Raw genomic sequence first — 15,154 nt, 5'->3', positions numbered from 1 at the left:
ATCTATTCCTTCGATGGAGCAGCGGATAAGCCATCCACGGCGTCAGAAAACTCAACGTCAATGCGCTGCAGTTCGGGACATGCCCCTCGTGCGGCGGACCGGATGTCTTCTGCCAAGGCATAAAGGTCCGGCGCCGCGCTGATATCGACGCGGATGTTGATCTGCAGGTGGCGATCGTCGCGCGGATTGGGTCGCCGCATACCGACGATGCGCTCGCCTGGGAGGTACAAACTCACCGAACCGAACGAACCGCCGTCGAGTGCAGCGACGCCGCGGACCTTCGTGATGGCCTGTGCAATAGCGTGGGCGTGGCTTACCTCGAGCTCGAAATGTGCTCGGGGCTCAGGCATTGGGCTTAGGCCTGACCCTGGTTCAAAGCAGCCTGGTCTTCAGACTCGGACTCATCTTTCGGCAGCTTGACATCGTGAACAACAACGTTGACGCGCTCGACACTCAGGCCAGTCATGCGCTCTACAGCATTCATGATGTTGCGGCGGATAGCCTCAGCGAGCTCGTGGATGGCCACGCCGTACTCAGCCGTAATTGCAATCTCGATGCGGGCGGAGCCTTCTGCTACCTCTACGTCTACGCCCTGGCGGACGTCCTCGGAAGCACCGAAAGACTCGCGAATATTGCCGATCATGCGGGCGCCGCCGCCACCCAGGGAATCCACGCCGGAAACCTCGCGGGCTGCGATGCCGGCAATCTTGGAGACCACGACATCATCGATGGTGGTGGTGCCGTACTGGGTTTCCAGGTTGTTATTGACCTCGCGCTCCTCGGAAGCGGGAACCTGGTTGTCAGAGTTTTGTGCAGGGGTCTTGTTTTCAGACATGGGCGAGTGAGCCTTTCTTTATTGGGTAATGCATGAACGCGATATTCAACTATCTAGGCAGGACAAAGAGTCCACAGCCATTGCCTCCGAGTTTAGATACTTCTCAGCCGAGTGTGGGGTGCGAGGCAACAAAATTTTCCAAAACGTGATTTTTGGCACGGTTTAATACGCGGCTTGAAAAACCGCAGCCCAACATGCTTAAATACAAAGGTTGCTTTAACAGGGTAGCGAGAACCGAGATGTGGTGCGAGCGACGGACGTCGTCAAGCGCAGTCTCGGGGAGACGCTGAGCTGGTAAAGCGAACATGACACCTTCGTTGTCGCCATGTTTCAGGGGAACTTGAAACATTGACTGGAAGGTCATCCGATCGGGCTAGGTCCGCGTTAGAGCAGTGACACCCCGAGAAGATGGACCGGAGAAGGGGCATGGCAAATAAACAGCGGCAGTAGACGAATTGGACACTCTCCACGTGTAATGCGTGAAAACCGTCCTCTTCACAATACTTTGACCACGGGTCTTGTACCCCGTCGAGAGCACTGCGTTCTGGCGCTTGCCATGTACCGCAACTCTTGGTCGTCATGACAGTCAGACCACTGGCGTTGTGTCAGGCCCCCAAGCCCGGACAACGTTATAGAGAAATCGAGAAGCAATTTCCCACCGCTTCACGCCCCGGAAACGCCGGGAATGTGAAAGTGGGGAAGCGAGGAAGAGGATAAGCGTGGCGGGACAAAAAATCCGCATTCGGCTGAAGGCCTATGACCACGAGGCTATCGACGCTTCTGCAAAGAAGATCGTCGAGACCGTTACCCGTACCGGTGCTCGTGTAGTCGGCCCAGTGCCGCTCCCAACCGAGAAGAACGTATACGCAGTTATTCGTTCTCCGCACAAGTACAAGGACTCTCGCGAGCACTTCGAGATGCGCACTCACAAGCGCCTGATCGACATTCTCGACCCAACCCCGAAGACCGTTGATGCTCTTATGCGCATCGATCTTCCGGCAAGCGTCGACGTGAACATCCAGTAAGCGACTTTGGTGGAGAACAAATAATGAGTGAAAACGAGATCAAGGGCATTCTGGGCAAGAAGCTCGGCATGACCCAGGTCTTCGACGAGGACAACCGCGTTGTACCGGTTACCGTCGTCGAGGCAGGGCCATGCGTTGTCACCCAGATTCGCACCCCCGAAACCGATGGCTACAGCGCCATCCAGATCGCCTTTGGCGAAATCGACCCACGCAAGGCAAATAAGCCGGTTGGTGGTCACTTCAAGAAGGCTGGCGTAACCCCACGCCGTCACGTTGCGGAAATCCGCATGGACGACACCTCTGCTTATGAGGTTGGCCAAGAGGTCAAGGTTGACATCTTCGAGGGCATCACCTTCGTTGACGTCACCGGCAAGACCAAGGGCCACGGCTACGCTGGTGCCATGAAGCGCCACGGCTTCGCAGGCCAGGGCGCAGCTCACGGTAACCAGGCCGCTCACCGCCGCGTTGGTGGCATCGGCGGCGCTGCTACCCCGGGCCGCGTCTTCAAGGGCAAGCGCATGGCTGGCCGTATGGGCCAGGACCGCGTGACCACCCAGAACCTGAAGATTCAGAAAATCGATGCCGAGTCCAACCTGCTGCTCATCAAGGGTGCTATCCCTGGTGCGCGCGGCGGCCTCGTCACCGTTAAGACCGCAGTGAAGGGCGGTGCACACGCATGAGCAACCTCAAGCTAGACGTCCACACTTCCGAGGGTAAGACCAACGGCTCTGTAGACCTGCCTGCTGAAATCTTTGACACCGAGGCATCCATTGCTCTGATGCACCAGGTTGTTAACGCTCAGCTTGCTGCTGCACGCCAGGGCACCCACGCAACCAAGACCCGCGGCGATGTCCGCGGTGGTGGTCGCAAGCCTTTCCGTCAGAAGGGCACCGGCCGTGCACGCCAGGGCTCCATCCGCGCACCGCATTACACCGGTGGCGGCACCGTCCATGGCCCACAGCCGCGCGACTACGCACAGCGCACCCCTAAGAAGATGATCAAGGCTGCTCTCTTCGGTGCACTGTCTGACCGTGCTCGCAACGAGCGCATCCACGTCATCGAAGAGCTCGTACCGGGCCAGAAGCCGTCCACCAAGTCGGCTAAGGCCTTCCTCGAGTCCCTGACCGAGCGCAAGAACGTGCTCCTGGTCATCGGCCGCGAGGACATCAACGCTCGTCGTAGCGCTAATAACCTGCCTAACGTTCAGATCCTGGACGCTGGCCAGCTCAACACCTACGACGTTCTCTACTCCGATGACGTTGTGTTCTCCGTTGAGGCGCTACACACCTTCATCAACCGCGCAACGGGCGCGGATAAGGAGGAGAACTAATGGCTAAGATTTCTAACCCACGCGATATCATCATCGCCCCGGTTGTATCCGAGAAGTCCTACGGTCTGATGGAGCAGAACGTGTACACGTTCTACGTCTCCACGGACTCCAATAAGTCCCAGATTAAAGATGCCGTAGAGCAGATCTTTGACGTCAAGGTCGACTCCGTGAACACCGTGAACCGTGCAGGCAAGCGTAAGCGCACCCGCACCGGTTACGGCCAGCGTAAGTCCACCAAGCGTGCATATGTGACGCTCCGTGAAGGCAGCGACTCCATCGACGTCTTCGGCGGCGGCGCTTAAGCGTCACCGGAGAGCCGAAAGGAAAAGGAAGAATTATGGCTATTCGTAAGTACAAGCCGACAACTCCGGGTCGCCGCGCATCCTCCGTTTCTGAGTTTGACGAGATCACTCGTTCTACTCCGGAGAAGTCCCTGCTGCGCCCGCTGAGCAAGACTGGTGGCCGTAACAACTACGGCCGCATCACCACCCGCCATATCGGCGGTGGCCACAAGCGCCGTTACCGTCTGATCGACTTCCGTCGTAACGACAAGGACGGCATCCCGGCAAAGGTCGCTCACATCGAGTACGACCCGAACCGCACCGCAAACATTGCACTGCTTCACTACGTTGATGGCGAAAAGCGCTACATCATCGCCCCTAAGGGTCTGAAGCAGGGCACCATCGTAGAGTCCGGCCCGAATGCAGATATCAAGGTTGGCAACAACCTGCCTCTGCGTAATATCCCGACCGGTTCTACCATCCACGCTGTTGAGCTCAAGCCGGGTGCTGGCGCTAAGCTGGCTCGCTCCGCTGGTGCTTCCATTCAGCTGCTGGGTAAGGAAGGCAAGTACGCAGTTCTGCGTATGCCGTCTTCCGAAATCCGCCGTGTGGATATCCGCTGCCGCGCCACCGTTGGTGAGGTTGGCAATGCCGAGCAGATGAACATCCGCTGGGGCAAGGCCGGCCGTATGCGATGGAAGGGCGTTCGCCCGACCGTCCGCGGTGTCGTAATGAACCCGGTTGACCACCCACACGGTGGTGGTGAGGGTAAGACCTCGGGTGGTCGCCACCCTGTGTCCCCATGGGGCCACAAGGAGGGTCGCACCCGCAACCCGAACCGTTACTCCAACAACATGATCGTGCGCCGTCGTCGCCCGAACAAGAAGCGCTAAGAGGAGGTAAACAATGCCACGCAGCCTTAAGAAGGGCCCGTTCGTCGATGAGCACCTCCTCAACAAGGTGGATGCTCAGAACGATGCAGGCACCAAGCAGGTCATCAAGACCTGGTCTCGCCGCTCGACCATTCTCCCCGATTTCATCGGTCACACTTTCGCCGTCCACGACGGCCGCAAGCACGTGCCGGTTTTCATCGAGGACTCCATGGTCGGCCACAAGCTGGGCGAGTTTGCACCAACCAAGACCTTTAAGGGTCACGTCAAGGATGACAAGAAGGGACGTCGATAAGCGATGAGTGAGACCATCACCTCCGCATCCGCCACGGCCCGCTACGTCCGCGTCACCCCGATGAAGGCACGTCGCGTGCTCGATCTGGTCCGCGGCAAGTCCGTAAGCGAAGCCCTGGCTATCCTGAAGTACGCACCGCAGGGTGCTTCCAAGCCAGTTGCTAAGGTCGTTGCTTCTGCAGCCGCTAACGCTGAGAACAACTTCGGCCTCGACCCACGTACCCTGGTCATCTCCGAGGCTTATGCCAACGAGGGTCCGACCATGCGTCGTTTCCAGCCGCGTGCACAGGGTCGTGCATTCATGATTCGTAAGCGCACCAGCCACATCACCGTGGTGGTCGAAAGCCAGCAGGAAGGGGCCAAGTAATGGGCCAGAAGATCCATCCTCACGGCCTACGTTTGGGCATCACTTCCGACTGGAAGACCCACTGGTTCGCCGATAAGGACTACGCGAACTACGTAGCCGAAGACATCAAGATTCGTAACTACCTCAACAAGGGCCTCGAGCGCGCCGGCATTGCCGACGTCGTTATCGAGCGCACCCGCGACCGCGTCCGCGTCGACATTCACACCGCCCGCCCGGGCATCGTGATTGGCCGCCGCGGTGCTGAGGCTGACCGTATCCGCCGCGAGCTGGAAAAGCTCACCGGCAAGATGGTTGCCCTCAACATCCTCGAGGTCAAGCAGGTAGACGCAAACGCAACCCTGGTTGCTCACTCCATCGCGGAGCAGCTGGTTAACCGCGTCGCATTCCGTCGTGCAATGCGCAAGGCTATCCAGTCCGCTATGCGCCAGCCACAGGTCAAGGGCATCAAGATTCTGCTGTCCGGCCGCCTGGGTGGTGCTGAAATGTCGCGCGTTGAGCGCTACCACGAGGGTCGCGTTCCGCTGCACACTCTTCGCGCCGAAATCGATTACGGCACCGCAGAGGCCCACACCACCTTCGGCCGCATTGGCATCAAGGTGTGGATCTACAAGGGTGACGTCGTCGGTGGCGTACGCGAGTCCGAACTGAACGCTCCGGCACAGGGCCGTGGCCGTGACCGCAATGGTCGCTCCCGCCGCGGTGGCCAGCGCCGCCAGCGTGCACAGCAGAAGCAGGAGGGCTAATCCATGCTGATTCCTAAGCGTGTTAAGTACCGCCGTCAGCACCGCCCGAACCGTCGCGGCGTGTCCAAGGGCGGTAACCGCATCAACTTCGGCGATTACGCTATCCAGGCTCTCGAGCCGGCGTACATCACCAACCGTCAGATTGAGGCCGCACGTATTGCCATCAACCGCCACGTCAAGCGTGGTGGCAAGGTGTGGATCAACATCTTCCCGGACCGTCCGTTGACCCAGAAGCCGCTCGGCGTTCGTATGGGTTCCGGTAAGGGCCCGGTTGAGAAGTGGGTGGCTAACGTTAAGCCGGGCCGCGTACTTTTCGAGATGAGCTATCCGAACGATGCCGTTGCAATTGAGGCTCTGCGCCGCGCTGGCCAGAAGCTTCCTTGCAAGGTCCGTATCATCAAGAAGGAGGACCAGTTCTAATGGCAACCGGTACCCCCGCCCACGAGTTCCGTGAGCTCGACAATGCTGAGCTGCAGTCCCGCCTGAAGAATGCGAAGGAAGAACTGTTCAACCTTCGCTTCCAGAAGGCCACCGGCCAGCTGACCAACAACCGCCGCATCGGCACGGTTAAGCGCGACATTGCCCGCATCTACACCGTTCTGCGCGAGCGCGAGCTGGGCCTGTCCGTTGCTCCGGGAGCTGAGGCTTAATCATGAGTGAGGCTAACGTGACTGATTCCAAGAAGGCACCTACTCCGAAGAAGGAGAAGGTCAAGGGCGCTCCTAAGGTTCGCACCGGCTATGTAGTATCCGACAAGATGAACAAGACCATCGTTGTCGAGCTGGAAGACCGCAAGCAGCACGCCCTGTACGGCAAGATCATGCGTTCTAACAAGAAGGTTAAGGCGCACGACGAGGAAGAAACCGCAGGCATCGGCGATCTCGTACGCATCGCTGAGACCCGCCCGCTGTCCAAGGACAAGCACTTCCGTCTCGTTGAGATCATCGAGAAGGCTAAGTAAAAACTAGCCAGCGCAGCCCCTGCTCCGAATCTAATGGTTCGGGGTAGGGGCCTTCGCCGTTTTCGGGCTTAGCTACGGTCGGGCCCTTCCATAAAACCAGTAGGGAACCCACGTGACGTCGGTGGTATCCAGGCCCCACTCATTCACCGCGAGGCTTCGTACGCTCTTTGCTAGCTCCCCCTCGCCGGAAGCCCACACGTACCCTGGCCCCGGCGCACGGGCATAGTCCGCTCTTAGAGCGGCTACGACAGCATCCGCCACCTGACGCGGTTGGGTATGAATGATGCGCAGGCTGCGGACGCTCGTCTCCCACCGAGTTGCAAGGCCCGGCTCTACCTCGTCCTCGCTGGTTACCACGGCCATAACGTCGGTGGCTCGAAGCATCGCCGGGTTATGGTTTTCTTGGTAGGCCAAGATGTGCCGCAGGGCGGGCAGGGCGGATGCATCGGCGACTAGAAGTTGTGCCGACTCGGTTGGTCGCCACAAGTCGTTGCACGTAAAGAATCCCGCCGTATCGCCGGCTCGTGCGCGGCGAATCCACCGCGAGCCAGGTCCGGAATCGCCGTGGGTGACCACGTCGACATCGACTGTGGCTTCTTCTGAATGGCGCGCGCGGATGGTATACCAGCGCAGGTCCGGCCGCCTCTCCTCGCAAATCGCGCTTACCGCCGAGCGGAGGTTTATGCCGTCGACGGGGAAGGGCCTAAATTCCTGTCCGGCTTGTGGCATGACGAGTCCAAAGAATTCATCGGGTCCGGAGAGGGTGTATGTCCGGAATGCCTCGGCATAAAAAGTCAGGCGGTGCAGGCGTGGCCGGATCCGTTTATTAGCGGTCAGAATAACGGGGATGAGTTCGTGTTGACGCATCGTGGCGGATTGTGGGGAAGAGTTCATGCGTCTAATATACTCATAATAAACTAAGGCTTGCCTAAATTACTCTTTGCGGTATAGGCTAAGCAAAGTTATTTTCCTCCTTCTTGAAAGGGCTAGCCTGGTGAAGATTTTCGGCCGTCGTAGTTTGGGTGCAGTAGCAGTGCTTTCTGCCGGAGCCGTAGCCTTAGGAGGCTGCTCTCGCGGTGAAGGCGATGAAACGGCTAAGGCTACTGACGCTTCCAGCGAGCAGCGGGTGGCTAGCCTGGGCCTGGGTGACGCCGATACGCTGCTTGCCCTGGGGATCACTCCCGTGGCGGTGGCACCGTGGGGTGCTGAGGGCGATGGTGATCGCTCCGGCGTCGGCCCCTGGGCAGAGAAGCTTTTGGGCGATGCAAAGCCTGAGGTGATTTATAACACCGCAACCGGATTCACCGCGGATACCTTTGAGCAGATCACCGCGGCAGATCCCACCCAGATCATTGCGGTGAACCAGGCCGTGGATGCGCATACGAAGGAATCCCTGGAAGACATCGCGCCTACCACCGTCAAGCCAGATGGCTATGAAGACTGGCAGGTGCCCTGGGAAAAGCAGGTAGAAACCATTGCAGACGCGGTGGGTAAGGAAGACGAAGGCGATAAGCTTATCGATGACACCGAAAAGGCCTTCGAGGAATTCCGCCGCGAGCACACGGAATTGCAGGATAAATCTGCGGCCATCGTCATGCCTTATGACGGCAAAATCGGCCTCTACACCGAGGAGGACGGGCGCGGACAATTCATCGAGGATCTTGGCATGGAGATCCCCGATGCCTTGCAGGGCGATGGCAGCAGCTTCTTCGTTGACATTGCCCCAGAAAATTACGCAAAACTTAACCAGGTTGATTACCTCTTTGTCCTGGACTACAACGGTTCCTCCGAAGCCTTGAAGAAGGATAAGACCTTCCAAGGCCTCGACGTTGTCAAGGATGGTCGCGTGCGCTACCTGGATACGGATACCGGTAATGCCATGAGTATGCCGAACCCGGTGACCATCCCCTGGGCAGTAGATAAGTTTGAAGAGAAGCTGTAATTGTCAGCAACCACGAAAGTCGGCCAAAAAATCCAGACGGATAACACCGCAGATAGTCCTACCGCCACCGGCGCCGCCGCACCGGTAATGACGCGGGCACAGAGTCACAAGCTGCTCCTTGTTGCCCTCATCCTCGCCAGCCTGGTGTTGGCGGTGGCGTCCTTGACGCTAGGATCCCGCTCGATTCCGCCCGGGGAGGTCATCGCCGCCCTGCACGGAGCAGGGGAGCAGGATATCCACGATATCGTGTGGAACCTGCGCATGCCGCGCACCTTCCTGGCTTATTTCGCCGGCGCGGCCCTTGCTGTGGCCGGTGTACTGGCGCAATCGTGGACCAGAAACCCGCTGGCGGATCCAGGGTTTATTGGCGTTACCGCGGGTGCGTCATTCTTTGTTGCCATAGGCACGGCCATCGGCATTGCTACCTCCACCGGTATGCGGACTACCCTCGCGCTCGCTGGCGCGGGTATTACCACGCTGCTGGTCTTAGCCGTATCGCGGCGGTTTCAGGATCCCCTGACGCTCGTTCTGGTAGGTGCCGGCGTCTCCGCCGCCTTGGGATCGGGCGCGATGATCATCGGCCTTTATTCCACGGACGTCCTCGATAGCATGCGGCGGTGGACCATCGGATCCACCTTTGGCCGCGGCCCAGAAGACGTCGCGATCGCGGGCATAGGGCTTGTTATCGGCCTAGCGTGCGCGGCGATGGCAGCCAGACCCCTCGACCTTTTGGCTATGGGGGAGGAGTCCTCCCTCGCCTTGGGCGGGTCCCCCACCACCGCGCGGGTGGGCGCGGCGCTCAGCGTCGTGGTGCTGGCCGGCAGTGCAACGGCGGCAACGGGGCCCATTGCCTTCGTCGGCTTTGCCATTCCTCACATCGTGCGGCGGGTGGTGGGCCCTAGCGTTGCTACCATGCTTTTGCCCTCCGCGCTCTTAGGTGGTTGTGCCGTGCTTGCCGCCGATATCATCGGCCGCCTCGTTGTGGGTAACTCGGAGCTGGAGATGTCCATCGTCCTCGCGGTAGTGGGCGCACCCTTCCTCATTTGGGGTGCCCACCGAGGAATGGGCAGAACGTGGGGGTAAAACGCATGACCACGATCAGCACAATTTTAACAGCGCAGCAACGCCGTCGGCACGCGCGCGTGCTCGCTTCCACGTTGGCATTTATCCTTATCGCCCTTATCGCGTACTTAGTATTGTTGGGGCAAGGTTCCGTGGAACTGAGCCCACGGCAAGTCATCGATGTCCTCACCGGCGGCGGCAGCGAGAGCCACATCAGGGTGGTGTGGGACTTGCGCCTGCCGGTTGCTATCGCCACCGTCATCGTGGGCACCGCCCTCGGCCTGGCCGGTTCTTGGACGCAAACCATGGCCCGCAACCCGCTCGCCTCGCCGGATATTTTAGGCGTTACCGGCGGGGCATCGGTGCTGGTGGTCCTGGGCACCGTGCATTCGCGCCCCAGTTTCGCTGAGGGCATCCCGGAGTTTTGGTGGCGAGCATGCTTGGCGACGATCGGCGCCCTCCTCGTTGTCCTCCTCCTCGCCACCCTTGGTGGCATCGGTACGAGCAACCGCATCGTCATCGTCGGTATTGCCTTATCGCTGCTGTTTCAGGCCATCGTGGCGTATTTGATGCGCAGCGCCCAGGTCCTGCGCGCTGCGGAGGCGCAAACGTGGCTTGCGGGATCGACTGGATTTGTGCGCATGGAGGTCATCCTCCCCCTGCTGGCGGCATTAGCGCCGTTTCTCGCTATAGGCATCTGGTGCGCGCGGGAATTGCCGTTGCTTGCCCATGATGATTCCTCCGCAACCACCCTGGGCGTGAATATCTCCCGCCAGCGCTCTCTTCTGCTTATCGCGGCAACCGGTATCAGCGCCGTGGTGGTCTCGGTGGTGGGACCCATTGGGTTTATCGCGCTGCTAGCGCCGCACCTGGCGCGGATGGTGGCGCGCACCCCCACGCCATCGCCGCTGGCGTCGGCAGCCGCGGGCGCGGCGTTGCTTACCGTGTGCGCCGTCATCGCTGGCGCTATCCCGGTAGACGCGCCGGTGGGTGCGGTTTCCTCGGTCATCGGCGGCTGCGCCTTGGTGATAGTGGTGTGGAATGCGGCCGGGCGCAGCTAAACGTTGCGCCGCGGCACAGCGGGGGAAACGGACAAACACAGCGCCGGATGGTGCTAGATAGTCGTACGTGGATGAAGGAAAAGATATGACGAATAATCGGCCTAATCAGCCTAAACAGCCCACGAGCGCGAAGCCTCGGTGCAGTCTCCACGCCACCGGCATTCATGCGGGATATAAGGATGGCGAGGACATCCTTGCCGGCGTCGATCTGCACGCCCGTGCCGGCGAAGTCACCACGCTCATTGGGCCCAATGGCTGTGGCAAGTCCACGCTGCTGAAAACTCTCTCGAAAATCCTGGCCCCGCGGCAGGGCAGCGTCATGGTCGGGGACGCTGACCTACATGCGTTGTCCGCGAAGGATGCCGCGCAGCAGGTGGCGCTGCTGCCGCAGCACCCCGTGGCCCCCGATGGGCTACGGGTAGGCGAGTTGGTCGCGCGCGGGCGTCATCCCTATCAGGGGAGGATGCGCGGCCTTTCCGCTACGGATCGGGAGACTATCGCGCAGGCCTGCGAGGCTACCGACATTGTGGACTTCCTCGATCGTGATATCGCTTCGCTATCGGGTGGGCAGCGCCAACGCGTCTGGCTGGCGTTGGCACTGGCACAAGATACGCCTGTGCTGCTTCTCGACGAACCCACGACCTTTCTCGACCCCGCCCATGCCATGCGCATGCTGGAGTTGGCTCGCGCACAGGCGCAGGTGGGAAAAACAGTGGTTGTAGTCCTGCACGATCTCATGCTGGCCGGCCACTATTCTGATTCCATGGTGGTGATGAAAGCCGGCAAAATTATCGCTCGCGGGGCGCCGAAACAAGCGCTATCCCCGAAGGTATTGGAGCAGGCCTATGGCATCGAGGCTGAAGCCTGGGAGGATCCGCTCGGCGATGCTCCCATCATTGTTCCCCGCCGCGTCGTAGCGGCGCATTAGTGGAAACCTGCCAATTGTGGCTGTTGCCCAGTCGCTCTAGTTGACCTTTCTTTGTATATCTAGAAAGGAAATTGCCACTACAAAAAGATTGAGCACGCTTCCCGCGCCGAGCAAAAAGGTACCGATTCGATAGGAACCTGTGCCCACGGCCGCCATATTGCCGTAGATATAGACCCAGATGCCCCAGCCGATGAGCAGAACGAGGCCGGCAAGACCAGAGAGCAGGCGGAGGCTACGAGGGGAGGTAGGGGCGAAGAATTTATAGGCGGCGTCGACAAGCGCGCAAGCCGCTAGCCCCAGACTCAGCCCGCCGGTCAACCAAACAGGAAGTAGAGCGGAGGTGCCAAAGACTACAGGCAGGATAAACGCGAGAAACGCGAGGATAAAGAGCGCGGAGTGCAGCCACAGGGTGCGCTTGGTGTAGGTCATACTGGAAACTGTACTAAGAATTACCCGGCGTCCGGGCATTTCAATCTTGTAGGGGCTTCGTTTTCCGTTTACGTGGATCCTGTTTTTGACGAAACAAAACTGCGCCGGCCGGGCCGAAGCCCGACCGGCGCAGCCAGTCTCAATTCAGTTTCCTATTTACTAGGAAGGCTCTTGCTTAAGCGAAGAACTTGCAGCGTGCGGCGAAAGCGCCAGCAGCGACCATTGCAGCTACGGCCAGAGCAGCCAGAGCCTGTGCAACGGAGTTGGAGCCGGTCTCAGCGGACATACCACGTGCGGAGTCTGCGGACTCGCCAGCAGCTGGTGCAGATGGAGCGGAAGGAGCGTCAGCCTGAGCAGCGTCGCCCTCAGCGAGCTGACCGACCTGGGCGATAACTTCGTCCTTGTTAGCGTTCAGCATCTGCTCGGAAGCAGCCTTTTTCTCAGCGGTCGGTTCCTGGTTCTTGCGTGCCTCGTCCTTGACGTAGGTCTTGCCGTCCTGGGAAAGGTACCAGGTGATGCCACCGATGATCAGTGCAGCTGGCAGTGCCAACCAAGCCAGCTTATTCTTGTCGAATTCAGGCTTCGAATCCTCAGACAGGAACGCCTCAGCGTAAGAATTGCGCATCTCGTCGGTGATCTCTTCATTCACCAGAGCTGGGTCGTTGACGTAAACCTTCGGATCCTTCAGGCTCTGGTACCACTCGTTGCCCTCGGCGTCCTTCTTCGTAGCTGGAGCAGGGATACCTTCTTTGTTGGAGCTCTCGGAGTCAGTCCCCTCGGCGTCGGCTGCGCCTTCAGTGTCAGTCTCGTTTCCAGGGGTCTCAGGATCAGCGCTTTCACCATCCTTTGACTGCTGACGCTCCCAGATGGTGCGAGCTTGATCCTCAGTGAGGGTAGGTACGGTGTCCTCGCCGGCTGGGTTCTCAAAGCGGTTGCGTGGTGCGTAGCTGCCGTCGGGCTGCTTGTCGTAGGTAATGCCATTGGTCTCGATGGAAGCCGGTAGTGGCATCTGAGCCTGGGCAATAGCTGCGCCGCCAAAGGCGAGTGCGCCGGTCAGTACAGCAGCAGTCAGGGTCTGTGGCAAACGCTTCATGTGTTTCTCCTTCGGGAAATATGGGAAAGAGCAAAGAAACGTCTTTCGCGGGCAAATACCAGTAGTCACAGAATTTGCAGTTGTTGCATGAAAATCAGAAGTTAACTGAAATTCTCATGCGTTACAGCAGTGAAAGATCAAACCATTAGAATGGCTGCGCGATGGACTTTGCACTGAGCGTTGTTAAAGTGTGGTTCATATGTGCAGATTGTGGCGATGATTTTGGAGCCTATGCGTGTCGTAGTATTCGAAATAAGAGGCCGAGGGGTAAGTGGGTGTACTGACGGAAATATATGTGGAGGTAGGGGGCGTCGGTAATCACTAAGCGGCGTTTTGGTATGGGCGCTGGCGTGTGGTTGAATGTATAGGTTGCAAAAGCTGGTCGGCCCGTAGTGGTGCGTTTCCGAACCGCCGGTCCGAGACCCTTCGGCACAGTCCGTTGTCAAGGCTTGAGCATCGCAAGTTTGTAGACCGCGTGCGGCAAGGACGGAAATCTTACCGCACATCAATCCAGGTCAGGAGACCCATAGTGATTCAGCAAGAATCGCGTCTGCGCGTCGCCGACAACTCTGGTGCACGTGAACTGCTGTGCATCCGCGTTCTCGGCGGCTCTGTCCGACGCTCCGCTGGCATCGGCGACGTCATCGTCGCGACTGTCAAGGACGCTGTCCCAGGTGGCAACGTCAAGGAAGGCGACGTAGTTAAGGCAGTTATCGTCCGTGCGAAGAAGGAAACCCGTCGTCCAGACGGCTCCTACATTCGCTTTGACGAGAACGCTGCAGTTGTTCTCAAGGGCGATAGCGAGCCTCGTGGTACCCGTATCTTCGGACCGGTTGCTCGCGAACTTCGTGACAAGCGTTTCATGAAGATCGTTTCTCTCGCACCGGAGGTGATCTAGTCTTATGAAGATCCATAAGGGAGATATGGTGATCGTCATTTCGGGCCCAGATAAGGGCGCGAAGGGCAAGGTCATCGAGGCATACCCAAAGCGTGACAAGGTCCTCGTAGAGGGCGTTAACCGCATCAAGAAGCACGTCGCAAACTCTGCTGCCGAGCGTGGCGCCGAGTCCGGCGGAATCGTTACCCAGGAAGCACCGATCCACGTGTCCAACGTTGCGATCGTTGACTCCGAAGGCAACCCGACCCGCGTGGGCTACCGTTTCGACGAGAACGGCAAGAAGGTCCGTATCGCGCGTAGCAACGGGAAGGACATCTAAAAATGAGCGAGAACTACACCCCGCGTCTGAAGACTCGCTACCGCGAGGAAATCCGCAAGACCCTGAATGACGAGTTCAAGTACGACAACGTCATGCAGATCCCTGGTGTCACCAAGGTTGTCGTCAACATGGGTGTTGGCGAAGCCGCACGTGACTCCAAGGTCATCAACGGCGCACTCGAGGATCTGACCGCTATTACCGGTCAAAAGCCGCAGCTGCGTCGCGCTAAGAAGTCCATCGCGAACTTCAAGCTTCGTGAGGGCATGCCCATTGGCGCACGCGTTACCCTGCGCGGCGACCGCATGTGGGAGTTCCTAGACCGCCTGCTGACCATCGCGCTGCCACGTATTCGTGACTTCCGCGGTCTGTCTGATCAGCAGTTCGACGGCCACGGCAACTACACCTTCGGCCTGTCCGAGCAGTCCATGTTCTACGAGATCGACATCGACAAGATCGACCGCCCTCGTGGTATGGACATCACCGTCGTTACCACCGCTACTAACGACGACGAGGGCCGCAAGCTCCTGCGCGAGCTCGGCTTCCCGTTCAAGTAAATAGCGCTTGAGGCATTCCCCCGGCACTCCGAAAGGAGGCCGGGGGAATTTTTTGGTTTTAGTGCCGCTTGATTTCTAGTGGTCGTGGAAACACCTGACATGGGTTAGGTGATTGTGTGGAGTCGAAATGGGTTCCGGATTC

General features: G+C 59.1%; 23 protein-coding genes. 18 read left to right on the top strand and 5 right to left on the bottom strand.

The annotated features are described in order from the left end of the window. Positions 1-2 precede the first annotated feature (2 nt). Both WMP96_RS10340 and WMP96_RS10335 read right to left on the bottom strand, forming a co-directional pair. Positions 3-350 (bottom strand): hypothetical protein, encoded by a 348-nt coding sequence (locus WMP96_RS10340; protein ID WP_301716682.1) that lies wholly within the window; start codon positions 348-350, stop codon positions 3-5. Between the two features lie 5 nt (positions 351-355). Beyond that, a complete protein-coding gene (locus tag WMP96_RS10335) occupies positions 356-835 on the bottom strand; it encodes an Asp23/Gls24 family envelope stress response protein (protein ID WP_023020548.1) in 480 nt (159 codons plus the stop codon). A gap of 719 nt (positions 836-1,554) precedes the next feature. Here WMP96_RS10335 and rpsJ point away from each other — a divergent pair. From rpsJ to rpsQ, 11 genes are read left to right on the top strand one after another with little or no spacing between them, the layout of a single operon-like run. Further along, a complete protein-coding gene (gene rpsJ, locus WMP96_RS10330; protein WP_003848085.1) occupies positions 1,555-1,860 on the top strand; it encodes a 30S ribosomal protein S10 in 306 nt (101 codons plus the stop codon). A gap of 23 nt (positions 1,861-1,883) precedes the next feature. Continuing rightward, entirely contained in the window at positions 1,884-2,540 is a 657-nt protein-coding gene (gene rplC / locus WMP96_RS10325; protein WP_023020549.1) for a 50S ribosomal protein L3, read from the top strand. Beyond that, complete coding sequence (gene rplD, locus WMP96_RS10320; protein WP_005322847.1) at positions 2,537-3,190, top strand: 50S ribosomal protein L4; 654 nt, start codon at positions 2,537-2,539, stop codon at positions 3,188-3,190. Before rplC ends, rplD begins: the two co-directional genes overlap by 4 nt. Beyond that, positions 3,190-3,492, top strand: a complete 303-nt coding sequence (gene rplW, locus WMP96_RS10315) for a 50S ribosomal protein L23 (RefSeq protein WP_023020550.1) — start codon at positions 3,190-3,192, stop codon at positions 3,490-3,492. Before rplD ends, rplW begins: the two co-directional genes overlap by 1 nt. Positions 3,493-3,527: 35 nt before the next feature. Continuing rightward, entirely contained in the window at positions 3,528-4,364 is an 837-nt protein-coding gene (gene rplB, locus WMP96_RS10310) for a 50S ribosomal protein L2 (RefSeq protein WP_023020551.1), read from the top strand. A 13-nt stretch (positions 4,365-4,377) separates the two neighbouring features. Beyond that, a complete protein-coding gene (gene rpsS, locus WMP96_RS10305; protein ID WP_005276936.1) occupies positions 4,378-4,656 on the top strand; it encodes a 30S ribosomal protein S19 in 279 nt (92 codons plus the stop codon). Between the two features lie 3 nt (positions 4,657-4,659). Then, positions 4,660-5,022, top strand: coding sequence for a 50S ribosomal protein L22 (gene rplV / locus WMP96_RS10300; RefSeq protein WP_005276938.1), 363 nt, complete (start codon positions 4,660-4,662; stop codon positions 5,020-5,022). Next, entirely contained in the window at positions 5,022-5,765 is a 744-nt protein-coding gene (gene rpsC, locus WMP96_RS10295) for a 30S ribosomal protein S3 (protein ID WP_023027807.1), read from the top strand. Before rplV ends, rpsC begins: the two co-directional genes overlap by 1 nt. 3 nt (positions 5,766-5,768) lie before the next feature. Next, positions 5,769-6,185, top strand: coding sequence for a 50S ribosomal protein L16 (gene rplP / locus WMP96_RS10290; RefSeq protein ID WP_023020553.1), 417 nt, complete (start codon positions 5,769-5,771; stop codon positions 6,183-6,185). After that, positions 6,185-6,415: a 50S ribosomal protein L29 gene (rpmC, locus tag WMP96_RS10285; protein ID WP_301716681.1), complete on the top strand. Its 231-nt coding sequence runs from the start codon at positions 6,185-6,187 to the stop codon at positions 6,413-6,415. The genes rplP and rpmC overlap by 1 nt, the downstream gene beginning before the upstream one ends. Before the next feature lie 2 nt (positions 6,416-6,417). Continuing rightward, the gene (gene rpsQ, locus WMP96_RS10280; protein WP_023020554.1) at positions 6,418-6,726 is read left to right on the top strand and encodes a 30S ribosomal protein S17; all 309 of its coding nucleotides are present in this window, start codon (positions 6,418-6,420) and stop codon (positions 6,724-6,726) included. Between the two features lie 72 nt (positions 6,727-6,798). On the opposite strand, the gene WMP96_RS10275 is transcribed toward rpsQ, so the two are convergent. After that, entirely contained in the window at positions 6,799-7,620 is an 822-nt protein-coding gene (locus WMP96_RS10275) for a siderophore-interacting protein (protein ID WP_340433321.1), read from the bottom strand. A 100-nt stretch (positions 7,621-7,720) separates the two neighbouring features. Between WMP96_RS10275 and WMP96_RS10270 the strand changes: the two genes are divergently transcribed. From WMP96_RS10270 to WMP96_RS10255, 4 genes are all read left to right on the top strand, one after another. After that, positions 7,721-8,668 (top strand): ABC transporter substrate-binding protein, encoded by a 948-nt coding sequence (locus WMP96_RS10270; RefSeq protein WP_301716679.1) that lies wholly within the window; start codon positions 7,721-7,723, stop codon positions 8,666-8,668. Beyond that, the gene (locus WMP96_RS10265; RefSeq protein WP_301716678.1) at positions 8,669-9,751 is read left to right on the top strand and encodes a FecCD family ABC transporter permease; all 1,083 of its coding nucleotides are present in this window, start codon (positions 8,669-8,671) and stop codon (positions 9,749-9,751) included. A 5-nt stretch (positions 9,752-9,756) separates the two neighbouring features. Continuing rightward, a complete protein-coding gene (locus WMP96_RS10260; protein WP_023020558.1) occupies positions 9,757-10,791 on the top strand; it encodes a FecCD family ABC transporter permease in 1,035 nt (344 codons plus the stop codon). An 85-nt stretch (positions 10,792-10,876) separates the two neighbouring features. Continuing rightward, on the top strand, positions 10,877-11,719 hold the full coding sequence (locus WMP96_RS10255; RefSeq protein ID WP_248100349.1) for an ABC transporter ATP-binding protein: 843 nt from the start codon (positions 10,877-10,879) through the stop codon (positions 11,717-11,719). Positions 11,720-11,755: 36 nt separating this feature from the next. Here WMP96_RS10255 and WMP96_RS10250 read toward each other — a convergent pair whose 3' ends face one another. Together WMP96_RS10250 and WMP96_RS10245 are read right to left on the bottom strand one after the other, a co-directional pair. After that, positions 11,756-12,148: a multidrug transporter gene (locus tag WMP96_RS10250; protein WP_248100347.1), complete on the bottom strand. Its 393-nt coding sequence runs from the start codon at positions 12,146-12,148 to the stop codon at positions 11,756-11,758. Between the two features lie 175 nt (positions 12,149-12,323). Further along, positions 12,324-13,241 carry a hypothetical protein gene (locus tag WMP96_RS10245; protein ID WP_301716677.1) on the bottom strand — a complete coding sequence of 306 codons (918 nt, stop codon included), beginning with the start codon at positions 13,239-13,241 and terminating at the stop codon, positions 12,324-12,326. Positions 13,242-13,770: 529 nt separating this feature from the next. Here WMP96_RS10245 and rplN point away from each other — a divergent pair. The 3 genes from rplN to rplE are packed head-to-tail and all read left to right on the top strand — an operon-like array spanning position 13,771 to position 15,012. Beyond that, entirely contained in the window at positions 13,771-14,139 is a 369-nt protein-coding gene (gene rplN, locus WMP96_RS10240) for a 50S ribosomal protein L14 (RefSeq protein WP_005322812.1), read from the top strand. 4 nt (positions 14,140-14,143) lie between these two features. Further along, on the top strand, positions 14,144-14,458 hold the full coding sequence (gene rplX, locus WMP96_RS10235) for a 50S ribosomal protein L24 (RefSeq protein WP_023027809.1): 315 nt from the start codon (positions 14,144-14,146) through the stop codon (positions 14,456-14,458). A gap of 2 nt (positions 14,459-14,460) precedes the next feature. Further along, on the top strand, positions 14,461-15,012 hold the full coding sequence (gene rplE / locus WMP96_RS10230; RefSeq protein ID WP_023020566.1) for a 50S ribosomal protein L5: 552 nt from the start codon (positions 14,461-14,463) through the stop codon (positions 15,010-15,012). Positions 15,013-15,154 lie beyond the last annotated feature (142 nt).

This window comes from Corynebacterium sp. KPL4035 (genome assembly GCF_037908325.1).
Taxonomy (GTDB): Bacteria; Actinomycetota; Actinomycetes; order Mycobacteriales; family Mycobacteriaceae; genus Corynebacterium; species Corynebacterium kefirresidentii.
Note: the sequence above shows the minus strand (reverse complement) of the source record. Positions and strands in the feature narration are given on the sequence as shown.